This is a genomic window from Stenotrophomonas maltophilia group sp. RNC7 (assembly GCF_030910085.1).
Lineage (GTDB): Bacteria > Pseudomonadota > Gammaproteobacteria > Xanthomonadales > Xanthomonadaceae > Stenotrophomonas > Stenotrophomonas sepilia.
This window is the reverse complement of the sequence record NZ_JAVFVN010000706.1, coordinates 81,291-107,028: the sequence shown is the minus strand read 5'-3', so window position 1 is coordinate 107,028 and position 25,738 is coordinate 81,291. Positions and strand designations below refer to the sequence as shown.

Genomic DNA, 25,738 nt, shown 5'->3' with positions numbered 1-25,738 from the left:
CGTGGTTGTCGGTGGTCACAGCGTAGCACTGGGAGGGTATCGGCCGGGTTGCACCCGGCACCCGCAGAGGCCAGAGCCAGAGCCAGAGCCGAAGCAACAGCCGGAGCAAAAGCTGGGTTCCTGGGGGGATGGCGGGGTGGGGGGGGGGGGGGGGGGGGGGGGGGCGGGGGGGGGGCGCGCGGCCCGACCCGGGCGGAATGTCGGGGGGCCCCCCCCCCCCGCCCCCCCCCCCCCCCCCCCCCCCCCCCCCCCCCGCCTTCGACAGTTTTCCGCGATCTGTCGGCCCTACCTTCTGTAGAGCCGAGCCATGCTCGGCTCAGATGTTTCGGATCTCGAAATATTCGATTTCGATGGAGAGTCATCCACGCATGGCGTGGATCGTGTCGACCAAGGTCGACACCTACCAACAGCAGCAGGAAACTGTCGAAGGCGGGGCACTGTGGGTTTGCGGGGTGTGAGCCGCATGGATGCGGCGACCAAGCCTACATGGACGTATTCACGGCGTCCCCGCAAACCCACAGTGCCCCGCCATCCCTCAGTAAACCCGCTGTTGCTGTTGCTGTTGCTGTTGCTGTTGCTGTTGCCGTTGCTCCAGCTTCAGCCTCTGCGGGTGCCGGGCGCAGCCCGGCCGTAACCCCCTTACTTCTTCGCGCGCGGCTGGTTCAGCGGCTCCATCGCGCGGAAGCGCTTGCTGTACTCATCGGTCAGGTTGCGCGATTCCTGGTTGTTGCGGACGATGGTCGGGGTCAGCAGCACGATCACCTCCGAACGACGGCTGGTGCGGGTCTTCTGCCCGAACAACGCACCGACCACCGGGATCCTGCTCAGGCCCGGAATGCCGCTGCTGCCATCGGTGGCCGAGTCGGTGATCAGGCCCGCCAGCATGATGGTGTCGCCGCTCTGTACCGCCGCTTCGGTGGACAGCTTCTTGGTCGAGATGCGCGGATTGCAGTTGCGCTCGTTCGGGTTGCAGGCGTCCGGCACGTCGGAGGCGCTGCTGACCTCCTGCACGATATCCAGGAACACCGTGCCATCGCGGGTCACGCGCGGGCGCACCTTGAGGATCACGCCCGTGTCGATGTACTGCACCGAGCTGTAGGTGCTGGTGCCCACGCCGGTGTTCACTGTGGTGGTGTTGATCGGCACCTTGTCGCCAACGTTGAGCGTGGCCTCGGCGTTGTTGCGCACGAACACCGACGGTGTCTGCAGCAGGCGCAGGTCGGTGACCTTGTCCAGCGCGCTGACCACGGCGGCCGCGTTGTGACCGGTGAACGCCCAGCCTACGCCGTCGTTGCCGGTGACACCGCCGGCGAAGGTATTCCACGAACCGCCCGCTGCCGGCGGCAGGGTCAGGCCCGCCAGTGCGCCGGTCAGCGCGCGACCAGCCACGGCGTTGTCGAAGAACCAGTTCACGCCGTACTTCAGGTCACCGGTCAGCGCGACTTCGGCCACCTGTGCCTCGATGTGCACCTGCAGCGGCATCACGTCCAGCTTCTCGATCACCTCGCGGATCGAGCGCCAGGCCTGCGGGGTCGAGCGCACCAGCAGGGTGTTGGTCTCCTCCACCGCCGACACGCCGACGCGGTCGCCCTCCACTTCCAGGCTGACGCTGACGTTGCCGGGCTGGCGCTGCGGCAGGTTCAGGCTGCCGTTGCTGCTGCCACTGCCACTGCTCCCGCCCAGCGTCGAGCCGAGGGTGCTGCTGTTGTTGTCCATGCCACGATCGCCGTCACCGCCCAGCTGCGACGGGATGGCGCCTGGCGCGAGCGAGGCCGGGCTGGAGGCGCCGCGGTTGCCACTGCTGGCGAAGGCCTCGCTGAGGCGCTCGGCCAGATCGCGTGCCTTGATGTAGCGCAGCTCGTAGGAGAACAGGCGGGCGCTGCCACCTGCGGTGTCGATGCGATCCAGCCACTGCTGGATCTGGTCCAGGTAGCGTACCTGCGGCGTGATCACCAGCACGGCGTTGGCGTTCTCCAGCGGCAGGAAACGGAACATGCCAGCACTGGGCGTCTTGCTCTCTTCGCCGAATACCTTTTCCAGGTCGGCCGCGACCTGCTCAGCCTTGCCCGACTGGATCGGGAACACGCCCACCGACATGCCCGACAACCAGTCGACGTCGAAGATCTCGACGGTGCGCAGGTAGTTTTCCAGTTCTGCGCGCGTACCACCGAGGGTGATCACGTTGCGGCCGCTGTCCACATTGACGATGGCGTTGGGACGCGCATACGGCTCCAGCACCTTCTTCATCTCGGTGGCGGAGATGAACTGCAGCGGGACCACGCGGACCTCGAAGCCGCGTGCGCTGGCCGCCGGCGCGGTGCTCGGCGCGACCGTGCCGGCCAGCGCCTGGTCGGCGGCGACGATGTTGTAGCGGCCGCCGCTGTAGACCATGCGCGCGTTGTTCCAGCCCAGCACCATCTCCAGCAGGTTCAGCGCCTGCGCCGGCGAGACCGGCTTGGGCGTGGCCAGGGTCACCGTGCCCTGCACGCCCGGTGCAATCACGTAGTTCTGGCCAAGCATGTCACCAAGGATGGCCTTGACCACCGCATGCAGCGATTCGCCTTCGAAGTTGAAGGTGGCCTCGCCGGTGCTGGCGCCATGCAGCGCCGGTGCCGGTGCGCGCGCGGCCTCACGGTTGATCATGGTGCCGGTGCCGCGACGGATCACCGCCTGCGGTGCGCCCTGGCTTTCGCGGGCGGCATCAGCGGCGACGTCGGCCGCTTGGCCGGCAGCGGCGCTGGGCGACAGGTTGCCGTTGCGCTGCACGTGCGGCGCGGACACCGTACTGCAGCCGACCAGCAGCGCGAGGGCAAAGGACCAGGGAAGAAAACGCAGGTTCATGCATTCACTCTATCGGTTGGTGCCATCGCCCGGGGGCGGCGACGGTTGTTGCTGCTGTTGCTGCAGCTGGCGGCGGCGGGCCTGGATGCGTTCGCGGATGGCCTGCATCTGCGCTTCGCTGGGACCGTTGTTGTTGGCCGGTGGTGTTTTTGCAGCTGACGCCGCAGGTGTGGGGGCATTGCCGGCGGGCGGCGTCGGTGGGGTGGCCGCGACCGGGGACGGCGCCGGCGGAGCACCCGCCGAAGGCGGCACAACGACCGCACCTGCAGGCGGTACACCGTTGGCACCGCGCAGCACCGTCGGCGGCTCGCCGCCCTGGCCGTTGAACACGGCCAGTTCCAGGACCTGGTTGCCACCGGGGCCGATCACCGTCGCCTGGCGCGGCTGCAGCGCCACCAGCTGCCAGCCATCCACGGCTTCGCCGTTGAGACGCAGGCGCAGCGAGCGGTTCTGTTCGGTGGTGAAGGTGGCCATGCCGAAATCGCCGGTCAACAGCACGCCGGTCAGGCGTAACGCGGCACTGGCCGCCGGTTCGCTGCCCCCCAGCAGATAGGGCCGCGGCCTGCGGTCTTCGGCGAACAGCGGGCGCTCTCCGATCGCGCTGTAGCTGTCGGCGCTGGCCATGCGCTCGGCAGCCAGCGGCGGCAACGATGGCAGCGATGGCGCGGCGTCGGCATCACCGTCGGCGCCCGGCAGCTGGCTGCCCAGCCCGAAGACGGTTGCCAGCCAGACCGCCGCCGCCCAGCCGGCCAGTGCCAGCAGGAAGCCGGTACGCAGGCTGATCTGCTCAAGCTTCATCGGCCACCTCCTGCCCTTCGGACGGGGGCGCCGGCGTGGCCTCGGCCGGCGAAGCAGCCGGCGTCGGCGCTGCAGCGGGCGCCGGAACCGTGCCATCGGCGGCGGCGCCTGGCAGCAGATAGCCGGCCAGCTCGAAGGACACATCCAGGCCCAGCCCCGATTCGTTCGGCGATTGCTGGAAGCGCTGCGCGATCAGGTTGAGGTTGTCGACGAACAGGCGGGGGCTGCCGGTTTCGAGGCTGTGCAGCACGGTGGCCAGTTCGGCCACGCCGCAGCGCAGGCGCACCTGCATGGCGACGCGCACGAACTCGGCATCGCGACGGTTGTCGGTCAGCGGCGTGCGGTTGCTGATGGTGCAGCTGCGGTTGCCCGGGCTGGCCATCGCTACCGCATCCTGCAGCCGGGCGCCCAATGCAGCGGCGGCAGCTTCGGCGGTGGCTTCGCGCAGGAAGCCTGGCCGCTGCTGCAGTGCCTCGCGGGTAGCGCGAAGGCGCTGTTCGATCTGCGGCTGCTGCTGCAGCTGCGCCTGCACGCGCGACTCGCGTTCGCGCAGGGCGGCGACATCGGCGTCGATCGCACGCAGCGGCTGGGTGAACCAGGGGTGCACCAGCAGCAGATAGGCCAGGCCCAGCACTGCCAGCAGCAGTGCCAGCGCCAACCAGCGATCACGGCGTGCGCTTGGCATCGGCATCGGCCGCCTCCGGGGTCGGTGCTGCGGCCGGCAACGGCTGCAGTTCGGCGGTCATGGTGAAGCGGTCGCGGCCACTGGCCGCGCCATCGGCCTGCAGCACCCCGGTCAGGTTGACCTTGCGCCACTGCGGTGCGTCCTGCAGCAGCTGCACCAGCTGCGATGCCTCGCGGCTCAGGCCGATCAGCTGCAGGTTGTTGTTCTCGATCGCCAGCTTTTCCAGGTAGGTACCTTCCGGCAGGCGCCGGGTCAGTTCGTTCCAGATCTCCACCGTACTGGCGCGCTGGCTGCGCTGCTTCTCAAGGAATGCAGCACCATCGATCAGCGCCTGCAGCTGCGCGCGTTCGCTGGCCACGCCACGCGCGCTGCGCGCGCTGCGCTCGACCTGCGCACGCAGTTCGTCGGCGGCGGCCTGGCGGTTGTCCAGCAGCTGCACCGCGGCCAGTACCAGCATCACGACGGATGCCACTGCCAGCAGCAGGTTCCAGCGCCGCATCGGGTCTGGCCGCAATTGGCGCTGCGCGGGCGGCAGCAGGTTCACCTGCAACACGTTGCCCTGCGCATCGATGGCATCGACGCCGGCCAGCGCATCGGCCCATTGGCCCACCCGCGTGCGCCATGCTTCCAGCTGCCGCAGTGGCCACGCTACCAGTTCGACCTGCAACTGCCCTTCGCCGCCCGCGCCGAGTTCACGCACGTCATAGCTGACCTGGGACGCTTCGAACGGGGTCTGCCGGTCGATTTCGAAACCGACCACGGCACGCAGGCGGTCGGCCGCCGCGGCGGGCAGGCGCAGCGTGCGCCGCAGCACATCCGCCGCGGGCAGCAGCCACACCCGGGGCAGGCTGCGCAGGCGCGGCTCGAGTACCCGGTCCAGTTCCACCGGCGACAGCGGCCACGGCAGGCGCGCCACCACTTCGCGGCGTTCACCGGCCTCACGCCAGACCTGCAGCTGGTCGCTCTCAGGCTGCAGCAACAGGCGGGCCTGGCCCCAGCCCAACGCCCATTGCCAGCGCACCGGTACCCAGGCCAGCAGCGACTGCCGCCACCAGCGCAGGAAACGGCCAGCGCCCGGGCCGATCCGGCCCTCCACCTGCCGCAGACTGTCCTGCCACGCCGTCATCTTGCTGTCATTCCCTGCTCCCAGCGAAGCACTGTGTAGGTCCGCCCGGGAACGCCGCCCGAGCCACTGCGTATCACTGCCTGCAACACCGACCTGCGTCCACTGCTGTCGATGGCAGCGGACTCGATACTATAGGTGCCGCTGCTGCTGGCAAGCGTTGTCGTACCGCCAGCGGAATCTGCATCACGCTCCTGCTGGGCCCGCTGCGCCAGCACGGTATCCGCATCCAGGCCCAGTGCGGTCAGCACCGGTGCGCTGGCGAACTGGGGATCCGGTCGCGCCTGGCGGCTGTACAGGGTCAGGTGCGGCAACATCGCCCGGTACAGCGTGCCGCGCATGCCCAGCACGCGCTGCAGCTCGCCCAGGGTCTCGAACCGCTTGTTGCGTGGGCCATAGGGCAACCCGGCTGCGGCGTAGTCCTGCGCTTCGGCACCACCGCCCGGCTGCAGCAGGCTGTCCTCGTCACGCCAGTCGATGATGGCCCCGGCCAGCTGCCGGGCCTGTGCATCGTCTTCACCCAGTGCCTTGAGGAAGGCGGCCAGCAGCGCGGCATCGGCCAGGTTCAGGTTGATCTTGCCGTTCTCGTCCAGCACCTTGATCTCGATGCTGGCGTCGTCGAACTGCCAGCGATAGGTCCGGCCATCGGCACGCCAGGGCGCGCGCTGCGGATCGGCCGACAGGCGCAGCAGTGCATACTCGAGGCCGGCACGCGCACGTTCCTGCCCGCGTGCATCGTCATCCAGCACGCGCTGCTGCAGGTGTTCGACCCGTGCGCTCAGCGCGAATGCGCCGACCAGCGCGGTCATCAACGCGATCAGCCACAGCACCAGCACCAGTGCCGCCCCACCCTGACGCCTCATCGCGCGCCTCCGCTGCCACCGGCGCGCAGCGCCACCACCAGCGGCGGCCACGGCGCACCCCGGGCCGGCGCGATCTGGATCTCCACCAGCATCGGCAGGCGGCGGGTGTCGTCCCAGCGCGGCATCCAGTCAGTCACCTGCCCGGTGCTGGCATCGATACCCCGATAGCGCAGCTGCACCGACTTCAGGTTTTCCACCAGCACCTCGGGCGGGCGCGGCGGGTTCTCGACGATGCGCTCGCCTTCCTGCAGCAGCACCAGCTCCAGCAGCAGGCGCTGTTGGCCAGCGCGTCCGTCGACCTGCAGCGCGTGCAGGTAGGGTCCGCCACGGCCGAGGTAGCCGGGCAGGTCGGCGGCGAACAGCATGCGCTGCTCTTCGCCCTGGAAGAAGACCGGCTCGCGGGTGGGATCCGGAACTTCCAGCGGCGTGCGCAGCGCAGCCGCCAGCTGCCTGCGCAGCAACGATTCCACCGCGCGCATGCGTTCGCTTTCGGCGGCGATCTGCTCGCCGCGCTGGCTGACCGCCATCGCCGAGCGCACGCTGGCAAAGGCCAACGCCAGGCCGCCGGCCAGCAGCACGGTGGCCAGCATCACTTCGACCAGGGTGAACCCTGCGGCGCGGCGCCTCACCGGGCATTCTCCAGGTCGGGCGGCAACAGGCGCAGGCTGCGCCAGCGCAGCTGCTCGCGTTCGCTGTCGCCCCAGCGCACCTGCAACTGCAGCTCCGCCAGCCATGCAGTACCCGGTGACGTCGCCTGCCCGACAGTGCCGGCGCGGGGCTCCACCCACGGCTGAACCTGCAGTTCCCAGTGATAGCGCCCCTGTTCCCAGTCACCCTGTTGGCTGCCCACCTGCAGCGGTGTGTCGACACCGGCTTCGGCCAGCAACGACTGGGCGTGCAGCACCGCGCGCGTGCGCAACTCGGCATCGCGCACCTGTTTTGCGCCGCCGGACAGGCTGCCCAGCAGCAGGGTCAACGCCAGGCCCAGCAGGGCGAAGGCGATGATCACTTCCAGCAGGGTGAAGCCACGCGCGCGCCGCTTCATTGCGCCCGCCAGGGGCCGGAGCGGACCTCGCCAGTGAGCCAGCCGACGTCGACGCGCCATTCGGCGCCGTCGCGCTGCAACCGGATGCGGCCACCGCTGGAGCCACCATCGGGATGAAATTCGATCACACCCTGCCCCGGCGCGGTGGCCAGCTGTGCGGCACCTTCGAACTGCACCTGCAGCTGTGCGGGCACCTCACCGTGGCGCTGGTTGGCGCCTTCCCAGCGCCGCCGCGCCGGCTCGATGACGAAGCGCTGCGGTTCACCGCGGGCGATCGCCTGCGCGCGCACCATGCGCAGCTGGCTGGCGATGTCCTTGCCTGCGCTGCGCAGCTGCATGCCGGCGAAGCCGCGCGACAGACCGGCGGCAGTGATCAGGCCGATCGCCGCGATCAGTGCGATCACCAGCAGCATTTCCAGCAGCGACAGTCCCGCCGCGCGCCTGCCGTGCAGGCGCGGGTGGGGCAACCGGCGCGGCAGGAAATACGTCATGCGCGGTTACGGCTGGTAGCGGATGTCAGCGTCGACGCTGCTGCCGCCGGCCTTGCCATCCTTGCCCAGGCTGACCAGCTCATACGGTTGGCCTTCGCCCGGTGCGCGGTATTCCAGGGCGTGGCCCCACGGGTCGTTCAGGTCGGCCGGCTTGGCGTACGGGCCGAGCCAGCCGCCAACACCTGCCGGTGCGGTCACCAGGTCATTGAGCGAGCCGGGCAGCTTGCCGGTGTCGATCTGGTAGTTGTCGATCTTGGACGCCACGGTCTGCACCTGCGCCTTGGCGATGTTGGCCTTGCCACGGTCGGCACCGCCCAGCACGCGGCTGGCGACCAGGGTCAGCACCGCGCCGATCAGCACGATGACGATGATGATTTCCAGCAGGCTCATGCCCGACTGGTTGCGCGCGGCAGTGAAGGAAAGGCGGATCGGTCGGCGACGGGCAATCATGGACGGTCCTTTCAGTTGCGGAGTGTCGGGGTTGCAGGGAGTGCCATCGTCAACCGATGGCATTGGTCAGGTCGTACAGCGGCACCAGCACGGCCACGATCACCGCGCCCACCACCGAGGCCAGCACCAGGGTGATCGCCGGCACCATCGCCGCCAGCAGGCGGTCGATGCGCCGGGCACTATCCTGTTCGAAGGTGTCGGCGGCCTTCAGCAGCATGGTATCGAGGGCGCCGGATTCCTCGCCGACCTGGATCATCTGCAGGGCCAGGCGCGGGAAGCGCTTGCCGCGCGACAGTGCCAGCGACAGGCCGGCGCCGTTCTTCACTTCATCGGCGGCCGTTTCCACGTCGGCGGCGAGTGCACGGTTGCCCAGCACGTTGCGGGCGATGCCCAGCGCGCCCAGCAGCGGCACGCCGTTGCGCAGCAGGGTGCCCAGCGTGCGCGCCAGGCGCGCGGTTTCCAGTTCACCGACGAGACGGCCGATGCCACGGCGCTGCAGCAGCCAGCCATCCAGCGCCAGCCGGAACGCGGGTTGCCGCGCCTTGCGCTCGAAGAACAGCGCCACCAGCGCCGGCACCACCAGCAGCAGCACCCACCAGTCGCGCACGAACAGGCCCAGCTGCAGCACCGCATTGGTGAACCACGGCAGCGCCACGTCCAGGCTCTCGTACATCTGCGCGAACTGTGGCACCACATAGCCAAGCAGGAACAGCAGCGCGCCGCCCACCACCACCAGCAGGATGGCCGGGTAGACCAGTGCGTTGATGACCTTGCCCTGCAGCGCGCGGCTGCGCTCGAGGTAGTCGGCCAGGCGTTGCAGGGTTTCATGCAGGCTGCCACCGGCTTCGCCGGCGCGCACCATGTTCACGTACAGCCGCGAGAATAGCCCATGCTGGCGTTCCAGCGCGGTGGACAGCGGTGCACCGCCGCGCACCACGTCGCGGATGTCGGTGATCGCGCGGCGCGATCGTTCGTCCTCGGGCAACCCCAGCAGGATCGACAGCGCGCGGTCCAGCGGCTGGCCGGCACCGAGCAGGGTCGCCAGCTGCTGGGTGAACTGCAGCAATGCAGCGCCCTGCAACGGGCGCTGCTGCAGCAGGTTGCGCCAGCTGCTGCCGCCGATCGCGCCGGCGTCGGCCAGCTGCGTCTCCATCGGCAGGTGGCCCTGGTCCTGCAGGCGCGCGATCAGCTCGGCCTCGCTGGCCGCCTCCATCTGCCCGTCGAAGACCTCACCGTGCGGATTGAGCGCCTTGTAGCGGTAGTTCGGCATGTCAGCCCCGGCGTCCTGCACGCATCAGCTTTCCTCGGTCACGCGCAGCACTTCCTCGATGGTGGTCTGTCCGCTCAACGCCTTGGACAGGCCATCCTCGTACATGGTGCGCATGCCGGCTTCGCGGGCGATGCGCTCGATCTCGCCCATGCCATCGCGACGCATCACCGCACGCCGCAGCGCATCGTTCATCACCAGGAATTCCATGATGGTGGTACGCCCCAGGTAGCCGGTCGGCGCCAGCGCCGAGGGCTTCGGACGGTAAAGGTGGATCGGTCCCTCCGGCTGCAGGCGGCGCAGCTCGAAGCGTTCGATCTCCTCTGGCGAGGCTGCGTAGCGTTCGGCATGGGTCGGCTCCAGCCGGCGCACCAGGCGCTGGGCGAGGATGCCGTTGATGGTCGAGGTGAGCAGGTAATCCTCCACGCCCATGTCGAGCAGGCGGGTGATGCCACCGGCCGCATTGTTGGTGTGCAGGGTGGACAGCACCAGGTGGCCGGTCAATGCCGACTGGATGGCGATGCGCGCGGTTTCCAGGTCGCGCATTTCACCGATCATGATGATGTCCGGATCCTGGCGGACGATGCTGCGCAGCGCGTTGGCGAAATCCAGGCCGATCTGCGGCTTGGCCTGGATCTGGTTGATGCCCTCGATCTGGTATTCGACCGGATCTTCCACCGTGATGATCTTGACGTCGGCGGTGTTGAGCTGGCTCAGCGCGGTGTACAGCGTGGTGGTCTTGCCCGAGCCGGTCGGGCCGGTCACCAGCAGGATGCCGTGCGGCTGTTCCAGTACCTTGCGGAACTGCGGCAGGAAGGCGTCGGTGAAGCCGAGCCGGTGGAAATCGAAGACCACCGTTTCACGGTCCAGCAGGCGCATCACCACGCTTTCGCCATGCGCGGTGGGCACGGTACTCACGCGAAGGTCCAGCTCCTTGCCCTGCACGCGCAGCATGATGCGGCCGTCCTGCGGCAGGCGGCGCTCGGCGATGTTGAGCCGGGCCATGATCTTGATGCGGCTGATCACCGCGGCGGTGAGGTTGGCCGGCGGGCTTTCGCCCTCCACCAGCACGCCATCGACCCGGTAGCGGACCTTCAACCGGCTCTCGAACGGTTCGACATGGATATCCGAAGCGCGCAGTTCCACCGCACGCTGGATCACCAGGTTGACCAGACGGATCACCGGCGCTTCCGAAGCGAGGTCGCGCAGGTGCTCGATATCGTCGACCGCGCCGCCCTCGCCATCGGCGGTTTCCACGATCGCGCCCATCGCGCTGCGGCCCTGGCCGAACCAGCGCTCGACCAGGTCATCGATCTCCGCGCGCATGCCCAGCACTGGTGTCACCGGAACCCCCAGCGCCAACTGCACGGCCTGCTGCGGATAGGCATCGTGGGCATCGGCCAGCCACAGACGCACCCCGTGTTCATTCAGCTCCAGCGGGCACACATGGAACTGCTTCAGGAAACGCAGCGACAGCGGCAGTCCCTCGGCCAGCGCCTGCGGCGGGGCCTCCGGCACCTGTTTGCCCTCCAGCAGCGGCAGGCCCAGCACCTCGGCGCTGGCCTGTGCCTGGTCGCGTTCAGACACCAGGCCCAGGCGCACCAGCAGGCCCAGCAGGCTGCCGCCGGCCTCGGCGTGCAGCGGCCGCGCGCGCGCCAGGTCTCCTTCCTTGAGCCTGCCGCGTGCCAGCAGCGCATCCAGGATGCGGCCTTCGGCATCGTCGGTAACGGTTGCAGCGAGCGCGTTCACGTGACTCTCCTGTCAATCGGACCGACTTTAGCAGTTAAGCCATGATTTCCGCCGCCCTGCGGCCAGCTTTCGTAAAAAGACGAAGCCCGTCACACAGGATGACGGGCCTCGGCCGTTCAACTACGACACGTCAGGCTTACTGCGTGGCGAGGATGCTCACGCCGTTGTAGGCCGCTTCGCCCACCACCTTGATGTAGTAGGTGCCTGCCACCGGCTTGTTCACCCGTACCGTTTCGGACGTGCCGGGACGGGTCGACTTGCCATCGTTGTCGCTGGCGCTCGGCTCGCGTCCCTGGGCGATGTAGACCGACACGTTGCCGGTGCCACCGTAGGTGATCACGCTGAGCTGCTTGCCAGCGGCTGCCTCGAAGCTGTACAGGCGGCTGCTGCCGGCCGTACCGTTCAGGCCCCCCACGGCGGCCTTGTTGGTCAGCGGCGTCGCCACCGGCCCGCAGTTCTCGGTGCACGGCTCTTCCAGTGCCTTGGCCAGCGCCGCCTTGGCATCGACGATGCCGGTGCCGATCGGGGTGGCGGTCGGGATGCTGACCGGGAACGGGCGCGCGGTTTCCTTCAGCAGCGCGCGCATCGCGGCGGGGGCCAGCGGGTCCTTGCCCTTGGCGATCAGCGCGCTCTGCACCAGTGCAGCGACGGCAGCCACGTGCGGCGAGGCCATCGACGTGCCGCCCATGCCCATGTAGCTGTAGCTGCCCGACTCCGGCGTGGTGGCCGCATCGGAACCGGACTGCCAGACGTAGCCGCCGGGATTGCCATCGACGCTGCCGCCCCCCCCCGGACCGGACAGGTCCACGCGGGTGCCGTAGTTGGAGTAGTAGGTGATGCCGCCGGTGATGCGGGTGGCACCGACGGTCACCACGCCATCGCAACTGGCCGGACGGTACTTGGAAGCGTTGTCGGTCTCGTTGCCGGCCGCCACGACCACGGTGGTGCCACGCGAGATCGCGCCATTGATCGCATCCTGGTAGGTTCCGTCACAGCTGCCGCTTCCACCCAGGCTCATGTTGATGATCTCGGCCGGGTTGGCATTGGCGGGCACGCCCGCCACGGTGCCGCCGGAGGCCCAGGTGATGGCGTCGGCGATATCGGAAAGGTAGCCACCGCACTTGCCGAGCACGCGGACCGGCAGCACCTTGGCCTTGTGCGCGACACCGGCCATGCCGACGCCGTTGTTGGTCTGCTCGGCCACGGTGCCGGCCACATGGGTACCGTGCCAGGAGCTGTCCTCCGCGACGGAGCCGGTGTAGCACTCGTTGTCGTTCTCGACCCAGTCGCCATAGTCCTGCGCGCCCGGCACGCGATCGTTGGTGGCACGGCGCGACGTCTCGGCATCGCTGATGAAGTCGTAGCCTTCCAGCAGGTTGCCGACCAGGTCCGGGTGCTGCGGCAGGATGCCGGTGTCGAGCACGGCTACCACCACGCCCTCGCCCTGCGATACATCCCACGCCGACGGTGCGTTGATGCCACCGGTGGCGTTGTGCAGGTGCCACTGGTACTGCTGGTAGTACGGATCGTTCGGCGCCAGCGCCGGCTGCACGTCACCGGCGCGCAGCTCGGTGCGGCGCAGCTTCACGTCGGCTTCGGCGTACTGCACGGCCGGGTCGGCCTTCAGTTCCTTCAGCACGCGCTGCAGTTCCGCAGGCGCCAGGCGCCCCTGCAGGCGGATCACATCGGCGCCGACGCCGAGCCGGCGCACGACCTGCGGGCCCAGCGTGCTGGCAAGCGCGGTACCGCCGGACAGGCTGGCGCGGGTCAGCGCCGACTGCACGGCGGACAGCTTGGCCGAACGGTCACCGGCTGCAGCGCTACCGGCACGATACTTGACGATGATGCGGTCGGTGCCCGGCTGGGCAGCACTTGCCTGGCGCACCGGTTCGCGGGTCGGCAACCCGGCGGCGTGGACGGCACCGACAGCGGTCATCGACAGCACGGCGGCGGCAAGCACATTGATGCGAAGGTTCTGCTTCTTGATCACGTCGAAATTCCTCTTCTGGGTCATGGATCGAACCAACACTGCGGCCATCATTCCTTGACGACTCCCGGCCGGCCCAGCCGGGATTGCCGTGACCTCCCCCCAGGCCCTGATTGCAGGTTTGGCGCCGGCGTGGGTGGCCGCCGGCGCAGTGGTTTGGCTTACCAGCCGAAGCCGGCACCGACGCCAACCGAGCTGTCGTCGCTGCTGAAGGCACCGCCGAAGGTGACCGTGGCGCGATCGCTGATCGCACGCTGATAGCCCAGCGACAACGCCGACTCGCCGCCCTGGAAACCGATGCCGACGCCGACCCGGTTCTGGGTGCGGATACCGGCGGCACTGGTGGCCATGTTGAGCATCGCCGCACTCATCGCACCCTGGCGGTCGATGCGACGATCCATGTGGCGCAGGCGCCCGTCGATCTCGCCCTTGAACACATCGAAGCTGTCGGCGACGGCCTGGACACGGCTGTCGGTGTAGCTGTTGGCGGTGGCCATGCCACGATCCAGCTGGCCCTTGTTGACGGCGTCGGTGGCGGTGGTGCCGGCGGCGACGTGGGTGACCTGGCGTTCGTTGCCTTCGCTACCGACCGACACGGTGTTGGCACGATCGGCAACCGAGCCCTGGCCCAAAGCCACCGCGTTGGCAGCCGTGGCACTGGCGCCCTGCCCGATGGCGGTGGACGAGGCGCCACTGGCCACTGCGCCTTCACCCATGGCGACGGCGTTGAAGCCCGTGGCCGGGGTGCCAACCGGAATCCCGGCACCGGCGGCGGCAGCCGTCGGCGTGCCCTGCACGCGTGCGGTGCTGGCCGGTGCCGCGTCGGCGGTGGCCGGTGCGTCGGCGACGCTGGCCAGTGCGCTTTCATCCAGCGAGGCACTCATCGAACGCAGGCTGGCCGTTCCCGAACGCGTGCCTCCGGCGGTGCGGCGATCGATCTCGCTGACCTTGCGGTCCAGCGCACCGAGCGCATCGCCGACGTTGCTGTACGTCGCGCCCTGGATCACGTAGTTCGGCGCCACGAACACACCCTGCATGCCGACGCTGGCGCCACCGCCGAGGAAGCTGGCGGCATCACTGAGCGACTGGAACAACTGCCCGCCATTGATCGCCTGGCGGCTGCCGGCGGCGATGCTGCCGGCACCGACGTTGTCGATGGTGGTGCCCTGGAAGCCGGACAGGGTCAGGCGATCACGGCTGGCGTCGTCATAGCCGACTGCACTGGCCGCCGTGGTCTCGACCGTCGCGATGCGCGAATCGAAATCACCGACGCGGGTTTCCACTGCGCCCACGCGCTGGTTGGTGACGTTGAGCTGTGACCCGGTGACCGCATCGGTGCTGCCGGCAGCGATGCGGCCGTCGGCCACATTGACGATGCGCCGCGTGGCCGGGCCGTCGGTGCCATTGCCGCCGCCGACCGACACCACGTTGGCATCGAGCGCACGCGAGCCCGCACCCAGCGCCACCGAGTTCGCACCGGATGCGCCGGCACTGTTGCCCAGCGCAAGCGCACCGTTGCCGATGGCCATGGCGTTGGCACCCAGCGCATTGCTGCGTGCACCACTGGCAGTGGCGGCCGAACCGACCGCAGCGGCATCGCTGCCGCTGGCACTGGCGGTACCCGCACCAGTGGCCTTGACGTAGCGTGCGGTGCCATCGGCGGTCGCCGCGACCGCATCGAGCTGGCCGCGATTGACTGCGTCGGTGCGCTCGGTACCGGCGGCGACACGGGTGATCTGACGATCACTGGTGCTGCTGCCCACTGACACGGTATTGGCACGATCAGCCACCGAGCCGGCACCCAGTGCGATGCTGCCGGCCGCCGACGCATTGGCGCTGACACCCACCGCGGTGGCATTCGCACCGGTGGCCTTGCTGCCGTAGCCGACCGCCGTACCAAGCCGGCCACTGGCTTCGGCATAGCTGCCCAGCGCGGAGGCACCGTCAGCCGAGGCGTTGGCGCGGAAGCCGCTGGCCTGCGACTGCGTGCCGCTGGCCGTGGCCTGCGCACCACTGGCGGTGCTGTAGGCACCCTTGGCCTGGGCACCGGCGCCGCTGGCGCTGGCACCGAGTTCGCTGGCGCTGGCACCGCTGCCCACCGCCACGCTATCGACACCACTGGCCTGCGCGTTGTTGCCCAGTGCCGCCGCGTTGCTGCCGGTCGCCAGGGCATCGAAGCCTACCGCCGTGGCGTTGACGGCCATGGCGTTGGCTCCGCTGCCCAGCGCGGTGGCGCCGTTGCCGACGGCGTTGGCCGCGTTGCCGGCGGCCAGTGCGTTGTCGCCGTCGACCAGGGCACCGGCTTCGCCATCGGCGTTGCCGCTGGCCTGGAACTGCCGGGCAGTCCTGTCGGCAACGCTGGCAACCGCGTCCAGCTGGCCCTTGTTCACCGCGTCGGTCGCCTCGGTGCCCGCCGCCACATGCGTCACCTGGCGCTCACCGCCCGCGGTGCCCACGGCCACGGTATTGTCGCGCTCGGCCTTGGAGCCGGCGCCCAGCGCCACGCTGTTCAACCCACTGGCGGTGGCACTGGCGCCCAGTGCCGTGGCATCTGCCGCATCCGCCCACGAATTCCAGCCGATCGCGGTGGCGTAATCTTCGGTCGCCCAGGCGCCGGCACCGAAGGCCGCCGCGCCGGTGCCGCTGGCGCGCGACGGGATCAGGCCGAAGAAGGTGCTGCCACCGATGGCCACGCTCTCAGCGCCACTGGCTTCGCTGGACTGGCCGACCGCAACGGCACCGCTGCCGGCCGCGGCGGCGCCGAAGCCCACTGCCGTGGTGTTGGCACCGCTGGCCGCCGAGCCGTAGCCCAACGCGGTCCCGAGGCGACCGCTGGCTTCAGCATAGCCACCGACCGCGGTGGTGCCATCGGCGGAGGCGGCACTGCGGAAGCCACTGGCCAGTGCCTGCGTGCCGCTGGCGTTGGATTCGGTGCCGGTCGCGGTGCTGTACGCACCACTGGCCTGTGCACGCGCACCCGCGGCGCTGGCACCCAGCTCGCTGGCACTGGCGCCGGTACCGAGCGCAAGGCTGTCTTCGCCGGTGGCCTGTGCGGTACTGCCCAGTGCTGCGGCGTTGTTGCCGGTGGCCAGCGCATCGATGCCGACCGCCGTGGCGTTGGCCGCCAGTGCATTGGCGCCGCTGCCGAGTGCGGTGGCACCGTTGCCGATGGCGTTGGCCGCATCACCGGCCGCCAGCGCGTTGTCGCCCTCGACCAGGGCGCCGGTTTCACCATCGGTGTTGCCACTGGCCTGGAACTGCCTGCTGGTCTTTTCCGCTGCAGCCGCTACTGCGTCGAGCTGGTTCTTGTTGACCGCATCAGTGCCCTGCGTGCCAGCGGCCACGTTGGTGATCTGGCGGGTATTGCCACCACCCCCCACCGACACGGTGTTGTCGCGGTCCGCGATCGAATCGGCGCCCAGCGCCACGCTGTTGGCCGCGCGCGATTCGGCGGCGTTGCCCAGTGCGGTGCTGTTGATGCCACCGGACCAGGCGCCACCACCGACGGCGGTGGAGTAATTGCCCGATGCTTCGGTGGCCAGCACGCCGAACAGCGAACCGCCGACGGCGACGCTGTTGGTGCCGGTGGCCAGGCTGCCCTGGCCGGTGGCGGTGCTGTAGGCACCCGACGCCTCGGAGTCGCCGCCCAGCGCCACGCTGTTGGAACCGGAGGCATTGGCGAAGTTGCCGAAGGCGGTGGCATTGAACGCCGAGGCCTGCGCATAGCCACCGATGGCGGTGCTGTAGCCACCGGTCGCTTCTGCGCCGATGCCGAACGCTGCCGACGCGGTGCCGCTGGCGACGCTCTCGCTGCCGACCGCGGTGGAGCCGCTACCGCTGGCGTTGCTGAAGTAGCCCACCGCCACGGCTTCCTCGCCGGAGGCTTCGGACAACACACCGTTGGCGGTACTGCCGGCACCACTGGCGATGCTGGCGGCACCGAACGCCGCGCTCTGCTCGCCGCTGGCTTCGCTTTCCGCACCCTGCGCGGTGGCGTACTCACCGGTCGCCTGGGCGTTGGCACCGACAGCGCTGGCGTTGGCGGCGCTGGCCAGCGCGTTGAAACCGATCGCCTGCGCGTTGTTGGCCAGCGCGTTGGCACCACTGCCGAGCGCGGTGGCGCCGTTGCCGATGGCGTTGGCCGCATCACCGGCGGCCAGCGCGTTGTCACCTTCCACCAGCGCACCGGCTACGTCGTCGCCGCTGCCACTGGCCTGGAAGAAGCGGCTGGTGGTGGTGGCGGTACTCGCGACCGCATCCAGCTGTGCCTTGTTCACCGCGTCCGTGGCTTGGGTACCGGCAGCGACGTTGGTGATCTGCCGCTCGTTGCCGCTGCTGCCCACCGACACCGTGCGTGCACGGCTGGCAACCGAACCGGCACCGAGCGCGACAGCATTGCTGGCGCTGGCGTTGCTGCCGGCGCCCAACGCAATCGCACTTTCACCGCCGGCCACCGTGTTGGTGCCGATGGCAATGCTGTTGAGGCTGTTGCCCAGCGCCTGGAAGCCCAGTGCCACGCTGTTGTCGCCATAACCGAATGCGCCGCGACCGACGGCGGTGGAGCTGGCACCATTGGCCCAGCTGTTGTAACCGATGGAGGTTGCGCCACTGCCACTGGCCCAGGCCGCGTTGCCGAATGCCGAGGCATTGGTGGCGGTGGCCCACGCACCCGAACCGAACGCTGCTGCGCCACTGGCCGTCGCCCAGCTGTAACCACCGACAGCGGTGCTGTCATCGCTGCTGGCGAAGGCGCTGTCACCGACCGCGACCGCATAGCTGCCGGTGGCGCGCGACTTGCCGCCTGCCGCGAAGCTGTTGTCGCCACTGGCCTTGGCGGCATTGCCGAACGCGCTGCTGGCAGCCCCGGTGGCCTGTGCACCGCTGCCGACCGCCGTGGCATCGGCGGCCGCCGTGGTGCCCACCTGCTGCGCCTTGCCGTCGGCGCCGATGATCGGCTGGTTGTACTCATCGTAGGCCTGCCCGAGGCCACCGATGGCAACACCGCCGTTGCCGGTGGCGCTGCTGTTGCGACCCACCGCCACGCTGTCATCACCGATCGCCGACGCGGCAGCGCCATGTGCAACCGCGCCGGCGCCAATCGCATTGCTCGACGAACCGGCCGCGACCGCGCCTTCGCCCTCGGCGAACGCACCGGCATCACTGCCCGCTTCGGGCTGTGCCTGGAAGAAGCGCGCGGTGCCGTCGGCGGTGCTTGCCACAGCGTCCAGCTGCGCCTTGTTCACTGCATCCGTCGCCTGCGTACCCGCGGCCACGCTGACGATCTGGCGTTCATTGCCATTGGTGCCCACGGCCACCGTATTGGCCCGATTGGAGCCCGAATAGGCGCCCAGCGCGACACTGTTTTCGGCGCCAGCGGTGGCGTAGTAACCGATGGCCGTGCTGTCCTTGCCGATGGCCCAGGTCTGCGCGCCCAGTGCACTGGCGTTGTCGCCTGCGGCATAAGCGAAGTAACCCAGCGCGGTGGATTCCGCGCCCACCGCTTCGGTGAAGCTGCCGTTGGCCAACGAGCGGTCACCACTGGCGACCGCACCGCCGCCTACCGCGGTGGAGGACACACCGCTGGCCCGCGTCTGCACATACAGGCCCATGCCCGGCACGATGTCGGCCGGGCCACCGATGGCGACGCTGCCGGCGCCGGTGGCGCTGCTCTGCGTTCCCAGGGCGGTGGCGTTGCTGCCACTGGCGGTGGCCGCCGCGCCGAAGGCCGCGCTGCCCTGCCCCGAAGCCAGCGCATTGCTGCCGACGGCAGTGGCGCTCTGCGCGATGGCAACGGCGCCCGCTCCCAGTGCACTGCTGCCATTGCCGATCGCGTTGGCCGCCTCGCCGGCGGCCAGCGCGTCTTCGCCTTCGGCCAGCGCACCGGCCTCGCTGTTGCTGCTGCCGGTGGCCTGGAAGTGCTTGGCGGTGGCATCAGCCACGGCAGCGACGCCCTTCAACTGGGCCAGATTGACCGCATCGGTGGCTTCACTGCCCGCGGCAACGCTGGTGATCTGCCGTTCGTTGCCGGCGCTGCCGACCGCTACGCTGTTGGCACGGACGGCCTCGGAATTCGCACCCAGTGCAACGCTGTTGGCACCGCGTGCGGTAGCGTAATAACCGACGGCGGTACTCTGCGCGCCGCTGGCCCAGGTCTGCGCACCGAGCGCGCTGGCATTCTCACCCGGGGCATAGGCGAAGTAGCCGACGGCGGTGGATTCCGCACCGGACGCTTCGGTCAGGCTGCCGTTGGCCACCGCACGATCACCGCTGGCGATGGCACCGGCGCCGACGGCCGTCGCCGCTTCGCCGCTGGCCTGGGTCTGCACGAAGAAGCCCAGGCCCGGAATCAGGTCGGCCGGGCCACCGATGGCGACGCTGCTGGTACCGGTGGCGGTGCTCTGCGTACCCAGTGCGGTGGAGTAGTCACCGATGGCATTGGCGACCGCACCGAATGCGGACGACTGCGCACCGGCGGCATACGCGCCAACGCCGTAGGACGACGCCGCAAATCCACTGGCTTCGGCACTGGCACCGACTGCAGTGCCACCGACGCCTGCGCTGGTGGCGCCGGTTTCGACCGGCACGCCACCACTGGTGATCAGCGGATTGCCATCGGCATCCACCGCAGCACCACCGACGGCGACGCTGCCCGGGCCGTTCGCCTGTGCGTTGTTGCCGAACGCGGCGCTGTTCTGGCCCGACGCCAGCGCGTTGTTGCCGACGGCGGTGGCGTTCTGCGCAACGGCCGTGGCACCGGCACCCACGGCGGTGGTGCCATTGCCGATGGCGTTGGCCGCCTCGCCGGCCGCCAGTGCCTCGTCACCTTCGGCCAGCGCGCCCGCATCGCTGTTGCGGCTGCCCGTGGCCTGGAAGTGCTTGGCGGTGGCATCGGCCACGGCAGCCACGTCCTTCAACTGGCCGACATTGACCGCGTCGGTATCTTCAGTACCCGCCGCGACGCTGGTGATCTGCCGGGTCAGGCCATATTCGGCGGCGCCGACCGACACGGTGTCGACACGGTCGGCCAGCGAGCCGGCGCCGAGCGCCACGCTGCCGGTGGCAACCGCCGCCGAGTTTGACCCCAGCGCGGCGCTGTACTCACCCACGGCGGTGCTGAACGCACCCACCGCGATCGATGCTTCATTGGCGGCGGTGGCGCCGCGGCCCAGTGCGGTACTGCCCGGGCCCATCGCCACGGCACCGCCACCCACGGCAGTGGCGCCATCGGCAGTGGCTTCGGACAGCGCGCCCAGGGCGGTGGCCGCGCCATTCTCGCTTGCGGCATAGGCACTGGCGCCGACGGCGGTGTCACCAAGACCGAACGCGGCAGCACTCTGCCCGACCACCACGCTGGCGTCACCGATTGCCAATGCGCCCTGGCCGAACGCGCTGGCGCCCAGGCCGGCGGCAATCGCCTGGGTACCGATGGCGGTGGTGGCATTGGCCAACGACTGCGCACCGGCGCCCGCTGCAACCGCGCCCTGCCCGTCGATCTTCGCCGCGTCGCTGTCATCACCTGCGCCATCGGCCTTGAAATAGCGGCTTCCATCTGCGGCGACGTCCGCCAGCGCGGCCTGCGTGGCGCGCGCCTGCGCATCCAGCTGTGACTTGTTCACCGCATCGGTGGCCTGGGTGCCTGCAGCCACGTTGGTGATCTGCCGTTCCTTGCCGGCATCGCCAACGGACACGGTGTTGGCCCGCGCTGCTTTGGAGCCAGCGCCCAACGCCACGCTGTTGGCGGCAGTGGCGCTGCTGTTGCTGCCGATCGCCACCGCGTTGCTGCCCTTGGCACTGGCGGAGCCTTCCACCAGGCATTTTTCCAGCAGCTTGCCGCTGAATGCCACGCAGGTGGCGCTGCCGCCGATCTGCACCGACTGCGCAATGGCGGAACCGCTCATGCCCAATCCCAATACCAGGCCCAGTGCCACCGCCAACAGCGCGGGCGTGGCCGATGTCGTATCGCGGCGCTGGTCGACAACACCACCGCTGCTGTCGGAGGAGGCCAGTTCCGAGGCCACCACCAACTGACCCAATGCTTTGTTCCAGACCTTGCGATAAATCCGATTCATCGGTACGGCTCCTGATTGGACTGGTTTTGGGCAAAGCAACGCCACCGCCGGGCCTTCTGGCCCAACGTCCCCTGGGGGCGTTTTTTCGCGTGATTTACTGCGGGGTATTGCCGAACGGCGCGCAGCGACAGAAAACCGAGCGCGTACGCCGAGCGGTTACTGCGGAATGAATGGTTCTGAAACGGGGTTCAAGTGTTAACGGCAACTTTGCAGATCGTCAAGACTTTGACACGACAAATGCTATTGCCGTGAAGCATTTCACAATTTCGCGTGTTTATAAAAGTATTTTGTTAGGTACACGTGACGGACCGCTGGCGCATGAAAACCGATGTAACTAGCGGGCGCGACAAGGGTTTCACGCGTGCAAAGAAAAACCCGCCGACGAAGCGGCGGGTTTTTCCATACGCGGTGGCATTGCGGCCTGCGCGGAACGATGCGATCAGCCGCACCACACCCGCGCGTTGCGGAACATGCGCATCCACGGCGAATCACCCTGCCATTCCGCCGGTGCCCAGCTCAGGTTGAGCGCGCGCGGGGTACGTTCCGGGTGCGGCATCATGATGGTGACGCGGCCGTCGCTGCTGGTCAGGCCGGTGATGCCGTCCGGCGAACCGTTCGGGTTCAGCGGGTACTGGCTGGCCACCTTGCCATTGCCATCGATGTAGCGCAGCGAGACACGTGCAGCAGCCTGGTCGACGGCATTGTCGAACACGGCCTGGCCCTCACCATGCGCCACCGCCACCGGCAGGCGCGAGCCGGCCATGCCACGCAGCAGGATCGACGGCGATTCCACCACTTCCAGCAGCGCGGTACGGGCTTCGAACTGCTCGCTGGCATTGCGGCGGAACTGCGGCCAGTGCTCGGCACCCGGAATGATGTTCTTCAGCTGGCTCATCATCTGGCAGCCGTTGCATACGCCCAGCGCGAAGCTGTCTTCGCGCGCGAAGAACGCGGCGAAGGCATCACGCAGTGCGCTGCGCTCCAGGATCGAGGTGGCCCAGCCACGGCCGGCACCGAGCACGTCGCCATAGCTGAAGCCACCACAGGCCACCAGGCCGGTGAAATCCTGCAGGGCCACGCGGCCTTCAATCAGGTCGCTCATGTGCACGTCGAAGGCGCGGAAGCCGGCGCGTTCGAAGGCATTGGCCATTTCGATCTGGCCGTTGACGCCCTGCTCGCGCAGCACCGCCACGCGCGGACGCGCTCCGGTGCTGATGAACGGTGCGGCCACGTCTTCGTTGAGGTCGAAGCTGAGCTTCGGCTTCAGGCCCGGTGCGTTGAAGGCACGCGCGACCTCGCGCTCGGCATCGGCGTTGGCCGGGTTGTCGCGGCGCTTCTGCATCGCGTGGGTGACCGACCACCAGGCGTCGAACAAGGCCTCCCAGCGCCACTCGGCCAGGTTCTCGCCGCCCAGCGACACGCGCACCACCGGTGCGGTGGTTGGCTTGGCGATGCGCTGCGCGCATTCGGTCAATGCATGGCGTTCAACCAGGTCGGCAAACGCGGCACGGTCTTCGCGCGCGATCTGCACCACCGCGCCCAGTTCTTCGTTGAACAGGCTGCGGAACGGATCATCGCCCCAGGCATCGAGGGTGATGTCCAGGCCCAGGCGCGAGGTAAACGCCATTTCGCACAGCGCGGCGAAGGCACCACCGTCGCTGCGGTCGTGGTAGGCCAGCAGCAGGCCGGACTGGCGTGCATCGCGGATCAGTTCGAAGAAACCCCGCAGGCGCTGCGGATCGTCCAGGTCCGGGGCGGCGCCGGCGAAGGCCGGCAGATCGCCGTGGTCGGCATGCACCTGGGCCAGGATCGAACCGCCCAGGCGCTGCTTGCCAGCACCGAGGCCGATCAGCCACAGCTCGCTGTCCACCTCCCGGTCGAGCAGCGGGGTCAGCTGCTGGCGCACGTCGGCGACCGGCGCGAACGCCGAGATCACCAGCGACACCGGCGACACGCTCTTGTGCGCTTCGCCCTGGTCGTGCCACTGCGCCTGCATCGACAGCGAGTCCTTGCCCACCGGGATGCTGATGTCCAGCTGCGGGCAGAGTTCCATGCCCACCGCCTTCACCGCGTCGTACAGCAGCGCGTCTTCGCCCGGGTGACCGGCCGCGGCCATCCAGTTCGCCGACAGCTTGATCTCATCCAGCGCATCGACCGGGGCCGCGCACAGGTTGGTCAGCGCTTCGCCCACCGCCATGCGTGCCGAAGCAGCGGCATCGAGCAGGGCCAGCGGGGTGCGCTCGCCGATCGACATCGCCTCACCGGCTACGCCGTCGAAGTCGGCCAGGGTGATCGCCACGTCGGCCACCGGCAGCTGCCACGGGCCGACCATCTGTTCGCGCGCGGTCAGGCCGCCGACGCTGCGGTCACCAATGGTGACCAGGAAGTTCTTCGAAGCGACGGTCGGGTGCGCGAGCACGCGCAGGCCGGCTTCCTGCAGGTCCAGGCCACCGGTCTTCAGCGCCGGCCAGCGCGGTGCCGGCGGGTGCGCGGTATCGCGGTGCATCTTCGGCGGCTTGCCGAACAGCACGTCCATCGGCAGGTCGATCGGTGCATCAGCCGGGGTGTGGCCCGGCACGGCGCCGTAAGCCACCACCAGATGCTCTTCAGCGGTGGCCACGCCGACGGCCGCGAAGGGGCAGCGTTCGCGGGCGCACAGCGCGGCGAACTCGGCCAGGCGCTCCTGGGCCACGCCCAGCACGTAGCGTTCCTGCGACTCGTTGCACCACAGCTGCATCGGTGACAGCGACGGATCATCGGTGGGCACCTTGCCCAGGTCGATGACACCACCGACGTTCGAGTCGTGCAGCAGTTCGGGGATGGCGTTGGACAGGCCACCGGCGCCGACGTCGTGGAAGAACTTGATCGGGTTGTTGGCGCCCATCGCCACGCAGCGGTCGATGACCTCCTGGCAGCGGCGCTCCATTTCCGGGTTGTCGCGCTGCACGCTGGCGAAGTCCAGGTCCTCGGCGCTTTCACCGGAGGCCACCGAACTGGCCGCACCGCCGCCCAGGCCGATCAGCATCGCCGGGCCACCCAGCACGATCACCGCATCACCGGCCTGCAGCGGGATCTTGTCGACCTGCACGCGATCGATCGCGCCGAGGCCACCGGCCAGCATGATCGGCTTGTCGTAGGCGCGCACCAGGTCGGCGCCTTCCGGCAGCTCGAAGCTGCGGAAGTAGCCGAGCAGGTTCGGGCGGCCGAACTCGTTGTTGAACGCGGCGCCGCCGAGCGGGCCGTCGGTCATGATTTCCAGCGCCGGTGCCATGCGCGGGTTCAGCGCGCGCGGCGCCTCCCACGGCTGCGGCAATTCCGGAATGCGCAGGTGCGAGACCGAGAAGCCGGTCAGGCCCGCCTTCGGCTTGCCGCCACGGCCGGTCGCGCCTTCGTCGCGGATCTCGCCACCCGCGCCGGTCGAAGCGCCCGGGAACGGTGCGATCGCGGTCGGGTGGTTGTGGGTTTCCACCTTGATCTGGAAGGCACTGGGCACCTGCGCTTCGCGGCGGTATTCGCCACTGGCCGGATCGGGACGGTAGCGCGACGCCGGATGGCCTTCGATCACTGCAGCGTTGTCGCTGTACGCGCTGAGCGTGTGCTGCGGGGTCTGCTGGTGGGTGTTCTTGATCATCCGGAACAGCGAGCGGTCCTGTTCCTGGCCATCGATGGTCCAGCTGGCGTTGAAGATCTTGTGGCGGCAGTGCTCGGAATTGGCCTGCGCGAACATCATCAGTTCCACGTCCGACGGCGAGCGGCCCAGCGCGGTGAAGCGTTCACGCAGGTAGTCGATCTCGTCCTGGGCCATGGCCAGGCCGAGGCGCTGGTTGGCGGCCTCCAGCTGGTCCACCGGCACGCGTTCCAGCTCGCCACGGGCCGGCGCCGAGAACAGCGCCTGGCCCTGCTCCACGGTCTCCAGCACCGACTGCGTCATCGGGTCGTGCAGCGCCTTGACCAGCGCCTGCTGCACGGCGGCATCAGCCGGCCAGCCCTGCACATCGATACGCAGGCCACGCTCGACCCGGCTGACCGGCTGGCCGGCACCGCGGACCAGTTCGGTGGCCTTGCTCGACCAGGGCGACAGCGTGCCCAGGCGCGGCACCACGATGCGGCTGACCGCGCCGTCGGCCACGGCTTCGGCCTGCGGCGCCGCTTCGAGGATGCGGCACAGCGTGGTCAGGTCGGGGGCGGCGCTGCCTTCGGGCTGCACGAAGTAGACGTGCCAGGCACCGCTGATGCGCAGGGAGGGAGCGATGGACTGCAGGCGGGATTCAAGACGTTCGCGGCGGAACGGCGACAGGGCGGGCGCGCCCTCGAGGACCATCATGTCCGGGGAACCGTAGTTGGGAAACGGGCCCGACATTGTACCGGAA

At 69.1% G+C, this 25,738-nt stretch carries 14 protein-coding genes; all 14 read right to left on the bottom strand.

Annotated features, from left to right (window positions below):
* Window positions 1-639: 639 nt before the first annotated feature.
* Window positions 640-2,841 (bottom strand): type II secretion system secretin GspD, encoded by a 2,202-nt coding sequence (gene gspD, locus RCF13_RS15430; RefSeq protein ID WP_061478431.1) that lies wholly within the window; start codon window positions 2,839-2,841, stop codon window positions 640-642.
* 9 nt (window positions 2,842-2,850) lie between these two features.
* On the bottom strand, window positions 2,851-3,639 hold the full coding sequence (locus RCF13_RS15425) for a general secretion pathway protein GspN (protein WP_134968821.1): 789 nt from the start codon (window positions 3,637-3,639) through the stop codon (window positions 2,851-2,853).
* Entirely contained in the window at window positions 3,629-4,324 is a 696-nt protein-coding gene (gspM, locus tag RCF13_RS15420; RefSeq protein WP_308141323.1) for a type II secretion system protein GspM, read from the bottom strand. The genes RCF13_RS15425 and gspM overlap by 11 nt, the downstream gene beginning before the upstream one ends.
* Window positions 4,305-5,450, bottom strand: coding sequence for a PilN domain-containing protein (locus RCF13_RS15415; protein WP_308141321.1), 1,146 nt, complete (start codon window positions 5,448-5,450; stop codon window positions 4,305-4,307). The genes gspM and RCF13_RS15415 overlap by 20 nt, the downstream gene beginning before the upstream one ends.
* A complete protein-coding gene (locus RCF13_RS15410) occupies window positions 5,447-6,310 on the bottom strand; it encodes a type II secretion system protein GspK (RefSeq protein WP_061478435.1) in 864 nt (287 codons plus the stop codon). The genes RCF13_RS15415 and RCF13_RS15410 overlap by 4 nt, the downstream gene beginning before the upstream one ends.
* Window positions 6,307-6,939 (bottom strand): type II secretion system protein J, encoded by a 633-nt coding sequence (locus RCF13_RS15405; protein ID WP_061478436.1) that lies wholly within the window; start codon window positions 6,937-6,939, stop codon window positions 6,307-6,309. The genes RCF13_RS15410 and RCF13_RS15405 overlap by 4 nt, the downstream gene beginning before the upstream one ends.
* A complete protein-coding gene (locus tag RCF13_RS15400) occupies window positions 6,936-7,355 on the bottom strand; it encodes a prepilin-type N-terminal cleavage/methylation domain-containing protein (RefSeq protein ID WP_061478437.1) in 420 nt (139 codons plus the stop codon). The genes RCF13_RS15405 and RCF13_RS15400 overlap by 4 nt, the downstream gene beginning before the upstream one ends.
* Window positions 7,352-7,846, bottom strand: coding sequence for a GspH/FimT family pseudopilin (locus tag RCF13_RS15395; protein WP_049417201.1), 495 nt, complete (start codon window positions 7,844-7,846; stop codon window positions 7,352-7,354). The genes RCF13_RS15400 and RCF13_RS15395 overlap by 4 nt, the downstream gene beginning before the upstream one ends.
* 6 nt (window positions 7,847-7,852) lie before the next feature.
* Entirely contained in the window at window positions 7,853-8,296 is a 444-nt protein-coding gene (gene gspG, locus RCF13_RS15390) for a type II secretion system major pseudopilin GspG (protein WP_005415225.1), read from the bottom strand.
* A gap of 49 nt (window positions 8,297-8,345) precedes the next feature.
* Entirely contained in the window at window positions 8,346-9,566 is a 1,221-nt protein-coding gene (locus RCF13_RS15385; RefSeq protein WP_134969303.1) for a type II secretion system F family protein, read from the bottom strand.
* Window positions 9,567-9,590: 24 nt separating this feature from the next.
* Window positions 9,591-11,312, bottom strand: a complete 1,722-nt coding sequence (gene gspE / locus RCF13_RS15380; RefSeq protein ID WP_053499707.1) for a type II secretion system ATPase GspE — start codon at window positions 11,310-11,312, stop codon at window positions 9,591-9,593.
* A 136-nt stretch (window positions 11,313-11,448) separates the two neighbouring features.
* The gene (locus RCF13_RS15375) at window positions 11,449-13,302 is read right to left on the bottom strand and encodes a S8 family peptidase (RefSeq protein WP_308141322.1); all 1,854 of its coding nucleotides are present in this window, start codon (window positions 13,300-13,302) and stop codon (window positions 11,449-11,451) included.
* Window positions 13,303-13,460: 158 nt separating this feature from the next.
* Entirely contained in the window at window positions 13,461-21,368 is a 7,908-nt protein-coding gene (locus RCF13_RS15370) for an ESPR-type extended signal peptide-containing protein (protein WP_308141320.1), read from the bottom strand.
* A gap of 439 nt (window positions 21,369-21,807) precedes the next feature.
* On the bottom strand, window positions 21,808-25,692 hold the full coding sequence (gene purL, locus RCF13_RS15365) for a phosphoribosylformylglycinamidine synthase (protein WP_308141319.1): 3,885 nt from the start codon (window positions 25,690-25,692) through the stop codon (window positions 21,808-21,810).
* Window positions 25,693-25,738 lie beyond the last annotated feature (46 nt).

What these genes read in the sequence shown, in the direction of transcription:
- gspD (WP_061478431.1), bottom strand. Translation starts at nt 2,841, where the DNA reads ATGAACCTGCGTTTTCTTCCCTGGTCCTTTGCCCTCGCGCTGCTGGTC.
- gspM (WP_308141323.1), bottom strand. Translation starts at nt 4,324, where the DNA reads ATGCCAAGCGCACGCCGTGATCGCTGGTTGGCGCTGGCACTGCTGCTG.
- RCF13_RS15385 (WP_134969303.1), bottom strand. Translation starts at nt 9,566, where the DNA reads ATGCCGAACTACCGCTACAAGGCGCTCAATCCGCACGGTGAGGTCTTC.
- RCF13_RS15415 (WP_308141321.1), bottom strand. Translation starts at nt 5,450, where the DNA reads ATGACGGCGTGGCAGGACAGTCTGCGGCAGGTGGAGGGCCGGATCGGC.
- RCF13_RS15370 (WP_308141320.1), bottom strand. Translation starts at nt 21,368, where the DNA reads ATGAATCGGATTTATCGCAAGGTCTGGAACAAAGCATTGGGTCAGTTG.
- RCF13_RS15400 (WP_061478437.1), bottom strand. Translation starts at nt 7,355, where the DNA reads ATGAAGCGGCGCGCGCGTGGCTTCACCCTGCTGGAAGTGATCATCGCC.
- RCF13_RS15425 (WP_134968821.1), bottom strand. Translation starts at nt 3,639, where the DNA reads ATGAAGCTTGAGCAGATCAGCCTGCGTACCGGCTTCCTGCTGGCACTG.
- RCF13_RS15410 (WP_061478435.1), bottom strand. Translation starts at nt 6,310, where the DNA reads ATGAGGCGTCAGGGTGGGGCGGCACTGGTGCTGGTGCTGTGGCTGATC.
- gspG (WP_005415225.1), bottom strand. Translation starts at nt 8,296, where the DNA reads ATGATTGCCCGTCGCCGACCGATCCGCCTTTCCTTCACTGCCGCGCGC.
- purL (WP_308141319.1), bottom strand. Translation starts at nt 25,692, where the DNA reads ATGATGGTCCTCGAGGGCGCGCCCGCCCTGTCGCCGTTCCGCCGCGAA.
- RCF13_RS15395 (WP_049417201.1), bottom strand. Translation starts at nt 7,846, where the DNA reads ATGACGTATTTCCTGCCGCGCCGGTTGCCCCACCCGCGCCTGCACGGC.